This is a genomic window from Pseudoalteromonas sp. DL-6, assembly GCF_004328665.1.
Taxonomy (GTDB): domain Bacteria; phylum Pseudomonadota; class Gammaproteobacteria; order Enterobacterales; family Alteromonadaceae; genus Pseudoalteromonas.
In genome coordinates this window covers 2,329,191-2,345,380 of sequence record NZ_CP019770.1, presented here as the reverse complement: position 1 = coordinate 2,345,380, position 16,190 = coordinate 2,329,191, and the positions used below count along the sequence as shown (strand labels likewise).

The following is a 16,190-nucleotide window of genomic DNA, read 5'->3' as shown; positions in this document are numbered from 1 at the left end:
CTGATGGAAACAAATCATCTAGATAAGCAAAACTTTTTTGATTTAGGCAACTTAGACTCTTTGCGTCGAGATGCTTTAAACAGCGGTGACGCATCAACCGATGAATCTAAAGCGGCGTTAAAAAAAGCAGCGGCACAATTTGAAGCTATTTTCACCCAAATGTTGCTTAAAAGTATGCGTAAAGCCAATGAGGCTTTCGAAGATAAAGAAAGCCCGTTTAATGCTAGTGGCGTTAAGTTTTTTGAAGAAATGCACGACCAACAGATGGCCACAGAGCTTTCATCAAATGGCTCTTTGGGTCTTGCAGATTTAATTGTGCAGCAACTATCGCCAGATGGAAAAAACTTTATGCCAGGCTCTGTTCTTCGCACCACATCAGATTTCTTTAGTGATCAACGTGCGGGTAGCACCTTACCTCATCAAGAAAATCAAAAGGTCACTGAAAAAGTGCCGCTCGTTGATTCAACTGAAAAAAGCGAACAAAACATAGCGTCTGGCACATTTGAAAGTGCTGAGGAATTTGTGAGCACAGTGTGGGAACACGCAAAAACAGCGGCTAAAAAAATTGGTTTAAATCCGGCGGTTATGGTCGCACAAGCAGCATTAGAAACTGGCTGGGGTAAACATATTATTAATAAAGGTGATGGTAATAGCTCAAACAATTTATTCAATATTAAGTCAGATAAAAGTTGGCAGGGTGAAAAAGCCAGTAAAGTTACTTTAGAGTTTGAGCAAGGTGCTGCTGTCAAAAAGCATGCAAACTTTAGAGCGTATGATTCGATAAAAGATAGCGTGAATGACTTTGTGGATTTTTTAACACAAAACCCGCGCTATCAAGATGCATTAAACAATACGGCAAAGCCGCATAAATTTTTAGACTCTTTACAGCAAGCTGGTTATGCAACCGACCCTAATTATGCAGACAAAATAAAAAGAGTGCTGAACAGTAACGAATTGAAGAATATCGCCACAAGCGTGATCCGCCAGGGAGTAGAGTAACATGTCGTTTAATTTATTAAACATTGCTAATTCAGGAATAAGAGCAAACTCTGAGTTATTGCAAACGACAAGTAAAAACATCGCAAATGTTAATACCGAAGGGTATGTACGTGAGCGCACCGAGTTTACCACCATGATTGATAATCAGGTAGGCCGTGGCCAAACGTATCGATTATTGAATGAGTTTGCGCAAAAGCAATTAAACCGAGATACCTCAAATAAAAGCTTTTTTGATCAATTTGTTAGTGAAGCGAGTCGAGTTGATCAAATCTTTTCAGAAAAATCAAATAGCTTATCAACTAGTATCAACTCAATGTTCAATAACGTACAAGAGGCTCTTAATCAACCTTCATCAACTGTTGCTCGTTCATTAGTGATGAGTGATGCGCAAAATCTGATTGATCAAATGGACAGGCTTGCAGGTATTGTTTCAGAGCAAAAAGCGGTGGTTAATGAGCAATTAGAAATTTTTTCGGAAGAGGCGAATACACTAATCGAAAGTATTAGTTCGTTGAACCAAGAAATTGCAGGTGTTCATGGTACCAAAAACGAAGCGGATGCGAGCTCAGCTTATAATGAGCGTGATAAAGCAATACGTGATTTATCTGAACTGATTGATATAGAAACACTCGATGGCCCCAATGGTGAAAAACAAGTATTTATGGGCTCAGGTGAAGCGGTTGTTATGCAAAATGGGTCATTCAACTTGTTCTCGATTAGTGGCGATCCAGATGCCAATTTTAAAGAGTTACGTTTAGATGTAAATGGCGGTCAAGCCGTGCCACTCGATATAGACCCTACTAAACTAAAAGGTAAAATTGGCGGTTTATTGGCATTTAGAGACGATATTTTGGTGCCTGCACAAAATCAAATAGGCCAGATGGGCATTGCACTTGCCGATTCGTTTAATCAGCAAAACCGTTTAGGGATGGATGCTAATGGTGAATTAGGTGGAGATATTTTTGAAATTCCAACGGTTAGTGCTTATGTTTATCAAGCAAATACCGGAACAGCTAATATGTCAGCAACTGTTGAGGCAGGTAAAGGCAGTGAACTACCAGCCAGTGACTTTGTGATCACTTATACGGGTAACCCTAATGAGGTGAGTATTCAGCCTATTGATAATAAAGGTGAGCCTTTAGGTACAGCGTCTTTAGCAACTATACCACCTAGTGGCATTATCGATTCAGCAGCGATTACTAGTGGGGAATCGTTTGGCTTAGAGCTTAATGTAACGGGAGCCGGTAATGCTGGGGATCAATTTCAGGTAAAACTTAACAGTGGCGCTGCGGGTAATATATCGTTGACCAGTGGTCGAGGTGAAGACATTGCCTTGGCCTCTCCAATTAGAACAGCAGATGGCCTTGATAATACAGGGACAGGTACTATTTCACCGGGTGATGTGAGCGATGTAACCACTGGCAGTTTTAGTAACCCTCTAGGGCTAGCAAATGGCCCTATTAGCATTGTTAAAACAGCTAATGCTAACGAATATCAACTGACTGACGGTAATGGCACGACCACGTTTACGGTTACACCGCCTGCTAATAATATACTCGCTCAAGCTGGAGCGCCTTACGATGGCTATGGTTTTGACTTTAATATTGAAGGTGTACCAGCTACAGGTGATACCTTTAATTTGGAATTTAATGAAGGCGGTTTTGATGATAACCGTAATGGCCAAAAGCTCGCAGATTTACAAAATACCGATTTAGTACGTCAAAATGTAGTGGCAAGTGCCTCAGCCGATAATCATAAAACGTTGAATCAGGCCTATGCTGGGTTGGTAACTGATGTTGGGGTAGTGACCAGCCAAGCAATGACTAACGGTGCTGCATTTGATGCATTAGCACAACAATCAGAAGCCTGGTATGAATCATTGTCGGGCGTAAACTTAGATGAAGAGGCGGCTAATTTGCTGCGTTTTCAGCAATCTTATGCTGCATCTGCTCAAGTATTGTCTGCAGCACGTTCTATTTTTGACACTTTACTGAGTGCGGCGAGGTAATTATGCGTTTATCAAATAATTTAATGTATCAAAATAACATTAATAAAATACTTGAGAATCAACAAAATGTAGCAGGTGCGCAAGAGCGTGTTACCACGGGTCAAAAATATTTGAGTACCTCTGAAAACCCAGCTGCTATATCGCAAGGGATGTTGTACACCAATAAAATAGAAACTAATGAGCAGCTGACCAAAAATATTAACCAGCTAAAAGGGCGTTTAGAAACCGAAGAAAGCTTGTTACAAGGTATGAACGACACTATTTTAGAAGCTCAAATGTTAACTATACAAGCGGGTAACGGTTCGTTAAGTAAAGATGACTTAGCGGCGGTAGCGGGTGAACTGCAAGAGTTACAAAAGTCGTTACTAAATTTAATGAATAGCCAGTCGGAAGGAGGTAAATACCTTTTTTCTGGCTATCAAGATAATATTCAAACATATACATTTAATAGCACTAATGGCAAATATGAATACCAAGGCGATCAAGGTCAGCACGAGGTAACGATCGCAAAAGGGGTTGAGATCAAATCAAGCGATAATGGCTTTAATGTATTTGAACGCGTAGATGCGCGACTAGATGTAGTTTCAAACGATGGAGCGCCAACGGGCGGAATTATCGCTGGAACAGTGTATGTTGAAAATCAAGGTGAGTTTGACCGTTTTCACAAAGCTAATTATAACTCAGACCCAGATCCACTAATTTCTCCAACGATCAATACCTATAACGTTAATGTGATCCCAGGGGCAACACCCTCAGCGCCTGATCAGTATGAAATATTACGAGACGGCGCCTCGCTTGTGCCACCCGTTACGGGTGAAGTAACCGACGAACCGATTGAATTTGCTGGTATGGAAATTCAACTCGAAGGAGCAGCACCAGGACAGCTTGATTTTACCCTTGAAAAACCAAGTAAAGAAAATGTGTTAAATACGCTGCAAGATCTGATCATCAGCCTAAATGACGATCAACTTGATGAAGCGCAAATCAACCAAGCATTATCAGATGGGTTAATTCAGCTTAAAAACGCCAGTGAGCAAATTGTATTTACACAAGCTGGCTTAGGTGGGCGCATGAATGTGGTTGAGCGTGTAACCGATTCAAACAGTGCACTAGATATTAATAATCAAGAAAACAGATCCAGCCTGATTGAAATTGATGCCGCTGAAGCGATTAGCGATCTCACAAAACATGAGTCTGGATTACAGGCCTCACAAGCGACTTTTGGTCGTTTGGCTAAACTCTCATTATTCGATTATTTATAAATACCATCCAAGGCAGGTTATTACTTTTAGGAAAAATAGGTAATAACTTGCCTTAACGAAGCGGCAAAAAACTGTCACCCCCCTTTTTCTCTCCTGTCAAAAAAATGCTCACTATTTATTAAATACCGTAATAAACGTTATTTAGTTGTTATAAAACATGGGTTTAATATTTTATTATTAGTTGGCACAAGTAATGCATTCAACTAGTCATAGACAGTGTGGTTTTTGCTTAAATATTTTGAACCACATTCTGATTGAAACTAGGAGATGGTAAAATGGCTTTAAGCGTAAATACAAATGTTGCATCACTTAATGGGCAACGCAATCTATCTAAATCTAGCATGGCACTTGAAACCTCAATGCAGAGACTATCATCTGGTTTGCGTATTAATAGCGCAAAAGACGATGCTGCAGGTTTACAAATTGCCAACCGACTAACGTCTCAGGTAAATGGCCTAACGGTTGCTCAGCGTAATGCCAACGATGGTATTTCTATGGCGCAAACTGCTGAAGGTGCAATGCAAGAGTCAGCAAATATTCTGCAACGTATGCGTGACTTATCACTGCAATCGGCGAATGGTTCAAATAGTGCGGTTGACCGTGCATCACTGCAAAAAGAAGTAGCAGCCTTGCAACAAGAGCTCACTCGAATTGCAGATACCACTAAATTTGGTGGCACCAGCTTACTTGACGGCACTTTTGGTACTAAACAGTTTCAGGTAGGTGCAAATGCGAATGAAACCATTAATGTAAGTTTGCGTAATGTTGCTGCAAACGCTATTGGTGCATATGAAGTAAAAGGAAACAGTACGTTACTGGGTGCTGTTGCAACACAAACAGCACCGCTTGCTACGGCAACAGGTGCAGTTGCTACGGCAGGACTAAATATTAATGGTGTTGCAATCCCTGATGCAGGTGTTACGGGTAAGGGAGCTGCTGAAATAGCCGATACCATTAACAAAGAGGCAACAGGCGTAGTTGCAACTGCAAAATTAGATGTCACTATTGCAGGACTGACATCAGCGGATAACAGTGACTTAACTCTTCGCAAAGCTGGCGCTGCGGTTGATACGTATAAACTATCAGAATTTGGTGGTGATCTTGATCGTCTTGCTGAAAAGCTGCAAGCCGATGGCTATGATGCAATCGTAGACGATGGTTCGTTAACACTAAAAGCTGAAGGCGTTGATGGTATTCAAATGACAGGTACTGCCGGTACAGCTACTATTGCTAACAATGCAACAGGTGGTACGCCAGTAGCTGGTGGCGCTACCAATAATGATATCAGTGTTTCATCATCACTGACCTTATCTTCGTCAGAAAAAATTGGCATATCGGGTACTGATGTAGATGATATTCTAGGCGGTACAAATATTTCAGCTACCGGTGGTTCTGGTGAATTAACATCTGTTGAAAGTGTTGATATATCAGGTACGACTAGTGCGGGTGCGCAGTCTGCGATTAACACTATAGATGCGGCGCTTGCGCAAATTGACGCCCAGCGTGCAGACTTAGGTGCGGTACAAAACCGTTTTGGTTTTACCATTGCCAACCTTGCTAACGTATCTGAGAATGTGTCAGCTTCTCGCAGTCGTATTCAAGATACTGATTACGCGCTTGAAACCGCAACACTAACTAAAAACCAAATAATGCAACAAGCAGGTACCACTATTTTGTCTCAGGCAAACCAGTTGCCACAGGCAGCATTAAGTCTTTTAGGTGGCTAATATCCGCTAACTATAAAAAGCCAAGCAAATATGCTTGGCTTTTTTGTCTGTATTTCAATCAATTAAAAGTTTTTACTGTTTTTTTTAAAAAAAAGCTAAAGGTAATTTTATAACGGCCGTTAACTTAATTAGAACGGAGCTTGAACAGATTTTTATTGTGATGGCTCTTGGTTAAAATCAATTAGTTACATTACGAAAGTAATCAGGAGTTATAACATGGCTTTATCAGTAAATACTAACGTTGCATCACTAAATGCACAAAGAAACTTATCAAAATCTAGCGACGCATTAGGTACATCAATGCAACGTCTTTCATCTGGTATGAAAATTAACAGTGCGAAAGATGATGCGGCAGGTCTACAAATTGCGAACCGTCTTTCTTCACAAATTAATGGTTTAGGTGTTGCTCAGCGTAACGCGAATGACGGTATTTCAATGTCGCAAACCGCTGAAGGTGCGATGCAAGAGTCATCAAACATCTTACAACGTATGCGTGACCTATCTTTGCAATCAGCTAATGGTTCAAACGATGCAAACGCTCGTGCCGCACTACAAAAAGAAGTGGGCGCATTACAGCAAGAGCTTACTCGTATCGCTGAAACGACTAAATTTGGTGGTACAAGCTTACTAGATGGCTCGTTCGGTACTAAACAATTCCAAGTGGGTTCAAACGCTAACGAAACAATCAACGTAAGTCTGCGTGATGTTTCTGCTGATGCCATTGGCGCAAACAAAATTGAAGGTGCAGGTAGTGTTTTAGGTGTTGCTGCTGCTGCAACAGCGTTAACTACAGCAACTACTGCTGATGCTGCATTAGTTATAAATGGTAAAAGTACAGCGGTTGGTGCTGGCGATGGCGCTGCAACAATTGCCACTACAATTAATGAGGCTGCTGCAGGTGTGACTGCAACTGCAAAATTAGATGTAACAATCTCTGCGCTAGGTGCCGGTGATGACGGTATCTTAGAAATTGGTAACACCGCTACAGGCGCTTCAGGTGTGGTTGATGGTGCTGATGATGGCGTAGGTGCTGATTCTTACGACTTAGCTAACTATGGTGGTGATATTGACCGCTTAGCAGCTGACTTGCAGGCAGATGGTTACGATGCAGTTGTAAACGGCGGTAAACTAACGCTTAAAACTGAAGGTGTTGATGGTATTCAGATTACTGGCTCTACCACTGCTAATGCAACCGTAAGCTTAGAAAATAACTTAACAGCTGGTGCTCAGGTTGCTAGTGCAAATGCTGCAATGAGCGTTACATCTTCATTAAGCCTAAGCTCACCTGATAAAATTGGTGTATCAGGTACTACGGCAAACGAAGTTTTAGGAACTGGCGCTGCAGCTATCGGAGCAACAGGTGGTACAAGTAAATTAGTTTCAGTAGAGACTGTTGATATTTCTGGTACAACTAGTGCTGGTGCACAAAACGCAATCGAAACAATTGATGCGGCGCTTGCGCAAATTGATGCACAACGTGCAGACTTAGGTGCGGTACAAAACCGTTTTGGCTTTACCATCGCTAACCTTGCAAACGTATCAGAAAACGTATCAGCTTCTAAAAGCCGCATCGAAGATACAGATTACGCTGCAGAAACGGCTAAACTAACTAAGAACCAGATTATGCAACAGGCTGGTACAACAATCTTAGCTCAGTCTAACCAGTTACCACAGGCAGCACTTAGCTTATTAGGTTAATTTAACAATAAGCTCTATACTTTAACTACTAAGGAAGGGGCAACCCTTCCTTTCTTGTATAGGTATAAAGCTTTATATCGCTTTATAGTAGGAGCGAATTATGGAAACGCAAAGTTTAAATCTAAATATCAGCTCAGCGCAAAAAGGTGAGGTTAGCTCAAGTTACCAAGCCCCATCACAAGTTAAGCAAAACACCGATGAGCAAAAGAATACATCCATCACCACCACGGCAAGTAATAGTGCAGTCTCTGAAACTGAGTTGTCACCTGAAAAACTAGAGAAGGTGGTACAGCAATTGCAGGACTTTATGGGCGAAATGAATCGTAGCCTACAGTTTAAAGTAGATGAAGATTCTGGCCGTAATGTTATTAAGGTAATTGATAAAGAAAGCGGTGATTTAGTTAAGCAATATCCCTCTGAAGAAGTATTAGGTATTGTTGCTAAATTAGCAGAAGCCACTGGCGTGTTAGTTGATTTTAAAGTTTAGTTTGAGCAATTTAAGAGGGTAAGTATTATGGCTATTTCATTTACAGGTATAGGTTCAGGGCTTCAAGTTAATGAAATTGTAACTGCTTTAGTCAATGCTGAAAAAGCTCCTTATCAAGCACGGGTAACACAACAGCAAGCAAACTTTACTACGGACATTTCTGCGGTAGGGACCTTAAAAGCGTCTTTAGAAGAGCTTAATGGTTCACTAGAATCATTGGGGGACATCGAAAACTTTCAAAAGCGTACTATCAGTGGTGGTGACGACTTTGTTTCTTTAAGCTCTGAAAAAAACGCGCAAACTAACAACTATTCTATAAAAGTAAACAGCTTAGCTGAAAACCACAAGTTAACCTCAAGTGCCATAGCAGGTGATGAGGCCGTGGGTGAGGGTAAGCTAACCATTAGTTCAGGTAGTAATAATTTTAATATTGATGTGTCAGATACAGCAACCCTTGCTGATATTCGTGATGCTATTAATAATTCTACCGATAACGACTCAGTTAATGCCACTATTATTACCGATGATACGGGGCAGCGATTGGTATTATCAAGTAAGGAGACTGGCGCAGAAAACGCAATAAAAATTGTGGTTGATGATGTCTCTGATGGCAATAATACAGATGCCTTGGGTTTATCTCGCCTTGCCTATGATAGTGATACAGCATCAGCAACTTATGCTGAAAACCTAAACGAAGTAACGGCAGCGACCGATGCCTCAATTACGATTGATGGGACGCTTGTTGCGACGAGCAGTACAAATGAATTTAAAGATGTCATTGAGGGTGTCACCATTAATGCCAAAAAAACGCACAACGCAGATGATGATTTAAGTAAAGCAACGATAACAGAGAACAATAATAACGTTTCGGCTGGATTAAAATCGTTTGTAGAAAAGTTTAATGCGTTTATTGATTTATCAAATCAGTTAGGTCGCTCTAGTGCTGAAGAGGGGGTAGGTGCGCTTGCGGGTGATTCATTACTTAGAGGCTCTGTAAATCAAGTTCGCTCGTTATTAACCTCAGAATTTAGTACGGGTAATGGTAATACCGACTTTTTAGCTAATTTTGGTATTAGAACGGAGCGTTCAGGTAAATTAAGTATTGATTCTGATGCGCTTAAAACTGCGGTAGAAAGCGATCCACAAGCTATTCAAACGTTTTTCGTTGGTGAAAATGATGGTGATGGTTTTGTTGGTCAGCTAGACACGGTGATTAAAGGCTATACTGCGTCTGATGGTATTATCAGCTCTCGTATAGAAGGCCGCGAATCACAAATTTCTAAACTAGAAACTGACGTAGAAAAGTTTAATACCCGTATGGCTAAATATGAAGAGCGATTATATAGCCAGTACAACGCAATGGATTTACTCGTTGCTAACCTAAACTCGACAGGGAGTTACTTGCAACAGCAATTAGCTAACCTACCTGGTGTGGTTAAAAAGTCTAGCTAAACAATTAACCTTGTTTAGCAAATAAAGCCTGGCTTATGAGTCGGGTTTTTTTATGTTTGTTCGATTGTTAGTAACTAACTGTGTTGTTTTATAGTGAGGCTTGAGGAAATAAAAATACAGAGTGAAAAATCTGCTTAATCACTCTGTAAAGGGGAATAAAATAGGGGGAGCTAAAGTAAATAATATTTTTAAATATTAGATTTATACTTATTCACTGCACCTTTGCTTTTTTGTTTCTTTATAATTTCTATCGCTAACTTTTGTTTTTCGCTATCAAATAGTGTTGAAAGCTTTGCCACAAATGCGATTAAAAACTCAAGCTCAGATTCAGAATATAAACCGTCGTCATGCTTTAAAGATTCATTCATGTAACTGTCTAACCGGCTATGAATATTCAGTGCTTGCTCAATATCCCAATCCTGAGAGTCAGCAATCAAACTAACCAGCTCATTGCAGTAGTCTCTGGTCTTACTATCAGTAATTTGTGAGCTCGTAACCTGCTTTAAAGTCATTACAGTTGTGGTTCTCTTTGTTCGAATGGAATTGCTTCCCAGCCTGACTTAATCTCTTTAATTAAGGTAATTACTTCATCAATTTTATCAATGTTGTTTTCAAGGTTTGCAGTTAATAAACAACGCTGACAGTAATCGTACAAAGAGTCTAAGTTAGTTGATACTTCATTATTGTCTTCAAAATTTAACACTTGCTGCAACGCACCAAGTAACACAATACAATCAGAGATTGCGTTGCCTTTTTTTTCTAACTCTTTACGTTCAATAAATCCTTTTGCAGCAGAGAGCTTGCCAACAATATTTACAAACACGAGTTTAACTTGGTCGTAGGGAGTCATCTCTTTAACGCTGCTAACTGTTATTTGACGGTATTTATTGATTGATGCATGAGCCATAGGTAATTCCTCAAATTTTAATTACTGTGTAGAACCTTAAGCAAGTTTAGTTCCAACATAAGTTTGACTATTACTTATCGGCAAAAACAGTCACACCTTTAAGTAATAATAGCACTTTTTATGAGTTTCTTCTGTGTAGAGTCGCATCCTTATCAGTGGCAAAACGTGTTAGATAATTCATCCTAAGTAGGTATGCCGTTATAAATAGCTAAAGAGTTATTAGTTATAAAGTATTGGCTTTACAGGGCGGGTGTCTGTTTTTTGGCGTTAATGTCAAAAAATCGCCGCTATTGCTTGCATCCAAATCCAACTGGCTTACAATTTGATTAATAAAACAAATTAGTGAAATAAATGGCTCGCTAAAGATGATCTTAATTTTAGACAATAATAACAATCGCTCTATTGGATTATATGCATCGCTTACTTTTATTGGTGAAGCGGTACAATTGCAAACTGAAGCTGACTTTGAGCAGGCGTGTAGCCAGTACCATAATAAAGAATGTATTGTGGTGTTAGGGGCGTTGCAGTCTTTAGATCATGAAAGTTTAATTAAACGCTATCCAACATTTCCTTTTTTACTGATTGGTGAAACGCTCAAACCGCTACTGAGTCTCGCCAATGTTGTTGGACTAATTTGTGAGCCATTTACTCATGAAGTTACAACTCAGTTACTACATGATTGTCAGCAATATCAGCGTATGCTGCCTCATGAGCATCAACATAATAAAGAAAAAAGCACCTTTGATGGACTTGTAGGTGAAACCAAAGCCGTAAAAGATTTACGCTTTTTAATTACTCAAGTTGCTAAAACCGATGCCAACGTGCTTATTTTAGGTGAGTCGGGCACGGGTAAAGAAGTCGTTGCTCGTAACGTGCATCTGCTGTCTAAGCGTAACAAAGGCCCATTTGTACCAGTAAACTGTGGGGCAATTCCTGCAGAGCTACTAGAAAGTGAATTATTTGGCCATGAAAAAGGTGCATTTACCGGGGCTATTTCAGCACGTAAAGGCCGGTTTGAATTGGCGCAAGGTGGCACCCTATTTTTAGATGAAATAGGGGATATGCCACTGCAAATGCAGGTTAAGCTATTGCGAGTACTACAAGAGCGTAGCTATGAGCGCGTTGGCGGTACTAAAGCGATTCAAGCCGATGTACGTGTAATTGCTGCAACCCACCGTGACCTTGAAAGCATGATTGAAAAAGGCTCGTTTCGAGAAGACTTGTACTATCGTCTCAATGTTTTTCCTATTGAAAGCCCTTCGCTTGCACAGCGTGCAGAAGACATTCCTTTGCTACTTAAAGAGCTTATGCGCCGCGTAAATGAACAAAGTGGCACCACTGCTAAGTTTACAGAGCGCGCTATCGATAGTTTAAAAGAGCATTCTTGGCCGGGTAATATTCGTGAGCTGGCTAATCTTGTTGAGCGTATGGTTATTATGTTTCCTGATAAAGTGGTGGATGTTCCTGATTTACCAAATAAATACCGCTATATTGAAGTTGAAGCTTATGAGCCTCAGTACCCAGAAGAACTGATGGAGCGTGATGCATTTAATGATATTTTTAGCGGCGGATTTAGCGAAGACGAAATAGATCTCGAAGATGATTTTGCTCAAGCGGCCCCTGGGTTATTGCCTGATGAAGGTATTGAACTTAAAGAGTACTTAGCTGAGCTTGAAATTAACTTAATCACCCAGGCATTAGAGCGCTTTGATTACGTTGTTGCCCGTGCTGCTGAAGTGCTAGGCGTAAGGCGAACCACACTGGTTGAAAAAATGAAAAAATATAACCTTTCTAGAGATTGAGAGTTAAGTGCAGGTACTAGGCGCTAGGTGTTAGGTTAGAAAAATAAACACTGCGCTTAACTTTTAGAGCCGGTTTACCTCGTGTCTCGTAACCCGCTCCTAGCCGAGCTTTTTAATTTCTTCCTTCCTAAAACAATTATTACTATGATCGTTGACCATTCCACACGCCTGCATATAGGCATACACTGTGGTTGGGCCTAAAAATTTAAAGCCACGCTTTTTTAAATCTTTTGCAAATAATGTTGATGCCTCAGTAACTGCGGGGTAATCGGCCAGCGTTTCTAAATCGTTTACCTGAGGTTTATTTCCAACAAACCGCCACTGATAATCACTAAAGCTGCCAAATTCTTCTTGAATAGTAATAAAGCATTTTGCGTTATTAATTGCTGCGACAATTTTTAAGCGATTGCGAACTATACCCACATTTTGCATTAATTTTTCTATGTCGTGTTCAGTAAAGGCCGCTATTTTGCGTACATCAAAATTGGCGAAGGCATTTTTATAATTCTCACGCTTTTTTAATATGGTATACCAGCTGAGTCCCGCTTGTGCCGATTCTAATGTCAAAAACTCAAAAAGTAGTTGATCGTCATACACAGGAACGCCCCATTCATGGTCATGGTAATCCACATAGTCGGGCTTTGAGGTATCTAACCATGGGCAGCGGCAGTGAGTCTCTTTATTCATGCATGTTCCTTTGCGCGTCATTTTTACGACACACGTTTTGTTGGTTTAATTTATTGAATTTACTAGTAAATAATTTTGGTACACATTGTGCATTAGCCATTGCATCTACATTATTTTAGAGAGTTGATTATGGCCCTTGCAAGTGTGCTAAAACCCCAGTTTATTTCTGCTAATCAGTATAACCCATGTTTACTGCAAGAGGAGTATGTTGGTGAGTTGAGTGATTTGCGTCAACAGGCAAGTTGGCTTTCTCATTTAGTTGATACTATGCCTGCGGGCGTGATTGTACTCGATGGTAAAGGAATGATTGCTAAGGCGAACCAAATTGCTATCGATATGCTCGGTGAACCATTAGAAGGGGAGAAATGGTTTAGCGTTATTCAGCGCTCATTTCGCCCTCATCAAGATGATGGTCATGAAGTGTCGTTAAAAGATGGGCGCTTAATAAAGCTCGATATTACTGCGCTTGCGCCAGAGCCTGGGCAACTTATACTAATGACCGACTTAACCGAAACCCGACGCTTACAAAAGCGGGTAGCGCATATGCAGCGTTTAAGCGCGTTAGGTAAAATGGTCGCATCTTTGGCTCATCAAGTGCGTACTCCTTTATCGGCGGCTATGTTATACGCTGCCAACTTAGGCTCAAAGCGTTTACCAGAAGCCTCACGCGGCAGTTTTCACACTAAATTAATGTCTCGTTTAAAAGATTTAGAAACCCAAGTAAACGACATGCTGCTATTTGCCAAAAGTGGTGATCAGCAGGTGGTTGAGCAAGTGTCGATGCAACAGTTACTCAGTGAAGTTAAAGCCGGTGCTGATGCCATGGTAGCGCTCAATGATAGCGAATTAAATGTAAGCTTACCTGAACCCGATATAGAAATTATGGGTAATAAAACCGCATTGGCAAGCGCTATTCAAAATCTTATTCATAACAGTATTCAAGTTATCGGCAGTGACGCTCAGGTGCAGCTTAGCGCTTTGCGCGATAAGCAAAACGCTGACTTTGTGCGCATTAGCGTTAGTGACAATGGTCCAGGTATTGACCTAGGCCAGAGCGAGAAAATATTTGAGCCTTTTTATACCACTAAAAGCCAAGGTACAGGCTTAGGGCTTGCCGTTGTTAGTTCGGTAGCCGGTGCACACCAAGGGCGGGTTGAGGCAAACAACAACCCACATGGGGGAGCAATTTTCAGTATGTTGCTGCCTATTAGTGTCACATCTAAATTAGGGGAGTCACATGAGTAACACTATTTTAGTTGTAGAAGACGACGCCGGACTTCGTGAAGCATTAATTGATACTTTAGAAATGTCGGGCATCGCTTGCATAGCAGCCAACAGTGCTGAGCAAGCCATGTTGCTATTAAAAAAAGACGCATTTTCACTGGTGGTCAGTGATGTGCAAATGGGCGCAATGAGTGGCCTAGATTTATTACGTAGTATTAAATTAAATCACCCTGATTTACCCGTACTGATGATGACAGCCTATGCCACCATTGATGATGCGGTTGAGGCAATGCGCTTAGGCGCCATCGATTATATGGCTAAGCCATTTGCCCCAGAAGTCTTATTGAATATGGTGAGCCGTTACTTGCCTGAAAAGGAAAAAGAAACAGACGGTCCCATTGTTGCCGATCCTAGTAGTATTCAATTACTCGAACTTGCTAGTAAAGTGGCGCGTTCAGATGCCAGTGTGATGGTGCTTGGGCCAAGTGGCTCAGGTAAAGAAGTGCTGGCGCGCTATATTCATGACAAGTCAAAGCGCTGTAATGAACCGTTTGTAGCGATTAACTGTGCTGCTATTCCGGAAAACATGCTTGAAGCTACTTTATTTGGCTACGAAAAAGGCGCGTTTACCGGTGCCATTCAGGCCTGTCCAGGTAAGTTTGAACAAGCGCAGGGAGGAACTATCTTACTTGATGAAATTACCGAGATGGATTTAGGCTTACAAGCCAAATTACTGCGGGTATTGCAAGAACGCGAAGTTGAGCGTTTAGGTGGTCGAAAAACTATTTCACTAGATGTACGTGTGCTTGCTACCAGTAACCGCGAATTAAAAGAGGCAGTTGCTGATAATCAGTTCCGCGAAGATTTATATTATCGACTTAATGTTTTCCCTTTGCTGTGGCGGCCTCTGTGTGAACGCCCAGGTGATATTATTGTGCTGGCGAAACACTTAATTGAACGCCATTTAAGTAAAAGTAAAGAGCCAATGGCGTACCTAGATACAAGCGCTGAACAAAAACTGCTTAGCCATAGCTGGCCGGGTAATGTTCGTGAACTGGATAACGTTATCCAACGCGCTTTAATTTTACGCAGTGGCAGTACTATTGATGAGCATGCGATTTTTATCGAAAATTTAACGCCAACTCAGTTTGTGGTTGAAACAACGTCAGTGCCTGAGCCTACAAATAATAGCTTCAGTAATGCTTATTATGATGAAAAAACAATACCCGAAGATGAACAAAAAAATGATTTGCTCGCCTTAGACACGGGGAGTTATAAAGATGAGCTTAAAGATAAAGAACATCGCATTATTTTAGAAACCTTGGCGCGTTGTCAAGGAAAGCGTAAAGAAGTGGCCGAAACCTTAGGTATTAGTCCACGTACTTTACGTTACAAATTAGCGCAAATGCGCGACTTAGGTATTTCCCTCCCTGCATAACTTCAACAGCCCTAGATCTAAGTAACTGATTTTAGGGCTGTCAAAACTCTGACTACGCAAAATAACAGCTTAAACCCATGTTTTAATTGGTTTTTATTTTTGGCATGTTTTGTGCTTTATTCTCTTTAAGAGTTTACTGCATTATCAGAGACAATTATGAAAATTCAAAACAGTGCTTTATTTCAAGAAATGCAATCTATGGCTTCAGAAGCCACGCGTAATAATCAAGTTAATAACTTACCAACGCAAGTGCAATCAACGTCTACAGCGCAATTTGGTGATATGCTGAGTAATGCACTAAATACAGTGCATGAGTTACAGCAAGACACAGGACAAAAAGTAAAAGCAGTAGAGACTGGCGACAGAAGCGTATCGCTTGCTGAAGCAATGATTGCTTCGCAAAAGTCTTCTGTGGCATTTGAAGCTACGGTACAGGTTCGTAATAAGCTTGTTGAATCTTACAAAGAAATTATGAACATGCCTGTTTAACTAGGTAGTG

At 40.8% G+C, this 16,190-nt stretch carries 14 protein-coding genes; 11 read left to right on the top strand and 3 right to left on the bottom strand.

Annotation, left to right across the window (positions count from 1 at the left end; all coding sequences use genetic code 11):
* Positions 1-3: 3 nt before the first annotated feature.
* From flgJ to fliD, 7 genes are all read left to right on the top strand, one after another.
* Positions 4-999 carry a flagellar assembly peptidoglycan hydrolase FlgJ gene (flgJ, locus tag B1F84_RS10935; protein ID WP_131691415.1) on the top strand — a complete coding sequence of 332 codons (996 nt, stop codon included), beginning with the start codon at positions 4-6 and terminating at the stop codon, positions 997-999.
* A gap of 1 nt (position 1,000) precedes the next feature.
* Positions 1,001-3,007, top strand: coding sequence for a flagellar hook-associated protein FlgK (flgK, locus tag B1F84_RS10930; protein ID WP_131691414.1), 2,007 nt, complete (start codon positions 1,001-1,003; stop codon positions 3,005-3,007).
* A 2-nt stretch (positions 3,008-3,009) separates the two neighbouring features.
* A complete protein-coding gene (gene flgL, locus B1F84_RS10925) occupies positions 3,010-4,269 on the top strand; it encodes a flagellar hook-associated protein FlgL (protein ID WP_131691413.1) in 1,260 nt (419 codons plus the stop codon).
* Between the two features lie 275 nt (positions 4,270-4,544).
* Positions 4,545-5,996 (top strand): flagellin, encoded by a 1,452-nt coding sequence (locus B1F84_RS10920; RefSeq protein ID WP_096038660.1) that lies wholly within the window; start codon positions 4,545-4,547, stop codon positions 5,994-5,996.
* A 216-nt stretch (positions 5,997-6,212) separates the two neighbouring features.
* Entirely contained in the window at positions 6,213-7,694 is a 1,482-nt protein-coding gene (locus B1F84_RS10915; RefSeq protein WP_131691412.1) for a flagellin, read from the top strand.
* Between the two features lie 100 nt (positions 7,695-7,794).
* The gene (locus B1F84_RS10910; RefSeq protein WP_076918284.1) at positions 7,795-8,181 is read left to right on the top strand and encodes a flagellar protein FlaG; all 387 of its coding nucleotides are present in this window, start codon (positions 7,795-7,797) and stop codon (positions 8,179-8,181) included.
* Positions 8,182-8,208: 27 nt separating this feature from the next.
* Complete coding sequence (gene fliD, locus B1F84_RS10905) at positions 8,209-9,633, top strand: flagellar filament capping protein FliD (protein WP_131691411.1); 1,425 nt, start codon at positions 8,209-8,211, stop codon at positions 9,631-9,633.
* A gap of 188 nt (positions 9,634-9,821) precedes the next feature.
* Here the strand turns inward: fliD and B1F84_RS10900 are convergent, their stop codons facing one another.
* Positions 9,822-10,145: a hypothetical protein gene (locus tag B1F84_RS10900; RefSeq protein WP_131691410.1), complete on the bottom strand. Its 324-nt coding sequence runs from the start codon at positions 10,143-10,145 to the stop codon at positions 9,822-9,824.
* Positions 10,145-10,540, bottom strand: a complete 396-nt coding sequence (gene fliS, locus B1F84_RS10895) for a flagellar export chaperone FliS (RefSeq protein ID WP_008112168.1) — start codon at positions 10,538-10,540, stop codon at positions 10,145-10,147. Before fliS ends, B1F84_RS10900 begins: the two co-directional genes overlap by 1 nt.
* A 365-nt stretch (positions 10,541-10,905) precedes the next feature.
* Here fliS and B1F84_RS10890 point away from each other — a divergent pair, with 365 nt between their 5' ends.
* Positions 10,906-12,342, top strand: a complete 1,437-nt coding sequence (locus B1F84_RS10890; RefSeq protein ID WP_131691409.1) for a sigma-54-dependent Fis family transcriptional regulator — start codon at positions 10,906-10,908, stop codon at positions 12,340-12,342.
* 99 nt (positions 12,343-12,441) lie between these two features.
* On the opposite strand, the gene B1F84_RS10885 is transcribed toward B1F84_RS10890, so the two are convergent.
* Positions 12,442-13,029 carry a DNA-3-methyladenine glycosylase I gene (locus B1F84_RS10885; RefSeq protein ID WP_205988821.1) on the bottom strand — a complete coding sequence of 196 codons (588 nt, stop codon included), beginning with the start codon at positions 13,027-13,029 and terminating at the stop codon, positions 12,442-12,444.
* Between the two features lie 129 nt (positions 13,030-13,158).
* On the opposite strand from B1F84_RS10885, the gene B1F84_RS10880 reads away from it, so the two are divergent.
* From B1F84_RS10880 to fliE, 3 genes are all read left to right on the top strand, one after another.
* On the top strand, positions 13,159-14,274 hold the full coding sequence (locus tag B1F84_RS10880) for an ATP-binding protein (protein ID WP_131691407.1): 1,116 nt from the start codon (positions 13,159-13,161) through the stop codon (positions 14,272-14,274).
* A complete protein-coding gene (locus B1F84_RS10875) occupies positions 14,267-15,691 on the top strand; it encodes a sigma-54 dependent transcriptional regulator (protein ID WP_131691406.1) in 1,425 nt (474 codons plus the stop codon). Before B1F84_RS10880 ends, B1F84_RS10875 begins: the two co-directional genes overlap by 8 nt.
* A 156-nt stretch (positions 15,692-15,847) precedes the next feature.
* On the top strand, positions 15,848-16,180 hold the full coding sequence (gene fliE / locus B1F84_RS10870) for a flagellar hook-basal body complex protein FliE (RefSeq protein ID WP_131691405.1): 333 nt from the start codon (positions 15,848-15,850) through the stop codon (positions 16,178-16,180).
* Positions 16,181-16,190 lie beyond the last annotated feature (10 nt).

Bases quoted from the DNA above. Each gene is read 5' to 3' on its own strand.
- flgJ (WP_131691415.1), top strand. From the start codon at position 4: ATGGAAACAAATCATCTAGATAAGCAAAACTTTTTTGATTTAGGCAAC.
- flgK (WP_131691414.1), top strand. From the start codon at position 1,001: ATGTCGTTTAATTTATTAAACATTGCTAATTCAGGAATAAGAGCAAAC.
- flgL (WP_131691413.1), top strand. From the start codon at position 3,010: ATGCGTTTATCAAATAATTTAATGTATCAAAATAACATTAATAAAATA.
- B1F84_RS10920 (WP_096038660.1), top strand. From the start codon at position 4,545: ATGGCTTTAAGCGTAAATACAAATGTTGCATCACTTAATGGGCAACGC.
- B1F84_RS10915 (WP_131691412.1), top strand. From the start codon at position 6,213: ATGGCTTTATCAGTAAATACTAACGTTGCATCACTAAATGCACAAAGA.
- B1F84_RS10910 (WP_076918284.1), top strand. From the start codon at position 7,795: ATGGAAACGCAAAGTTTAAATCTAAATATCAGCTCAGCGCAAAAAGGT.
- fliD (WP_131691411.1), top strand. From the start codon at position 8,209: ATGGCTATTTCATTTACAGGTATAGGTTCAGGGCTTCAAGTTAATGAA.
- B1F84_RS10900 (WP_131691410.1), bottom strand. From the start codon at position 10,145: ATGACTTTAAAGCAGGTTACGAGCTCACAAATTACTGATAGTAAGACC.
- fliS (WP_008112168.1), bottom strand. From the start codon at position 10,540: ATGGCTCATGCATCAATCAATAAATACCGTCAAATAACAGTTAGCAGC.
- B1F84_RS10890 (WP_131691409.1), top strand. From the start codon at position 10,906: ATGATCTTAATTTTAGACAATAATAACAATCGCTCTATTGGATTATAT.
- B1F84_RS10885 (WP_205988821.1), bottom strand. From the start codon at position 13,029: ATGAATAAAGAGACTCACTGCCGCTGCCCATGGTTAGATACCTCAAAG.
- B1F84_RS10880 (WP_131691407.1), top strand. From the start codon at position 13,159: ATGGCCCTTGCAAGTGTGCTAAAACCCCAGTTTATTTCTGCTAATCAG.
- B1F84_RS10875 (WP_131691406.1), top strand. From the start codon at position 14,267: ATGAGTAACACTATTTTAGTTGTAGAAGACGACGCCGGACTTCGTGAA.
- fliE (WP_131691405.1), top strand. From the start codon at position 15,848: ATGAAAATTCAAAACAGTGCTTTATTTCAAGAAATGCAATCTATGGCT.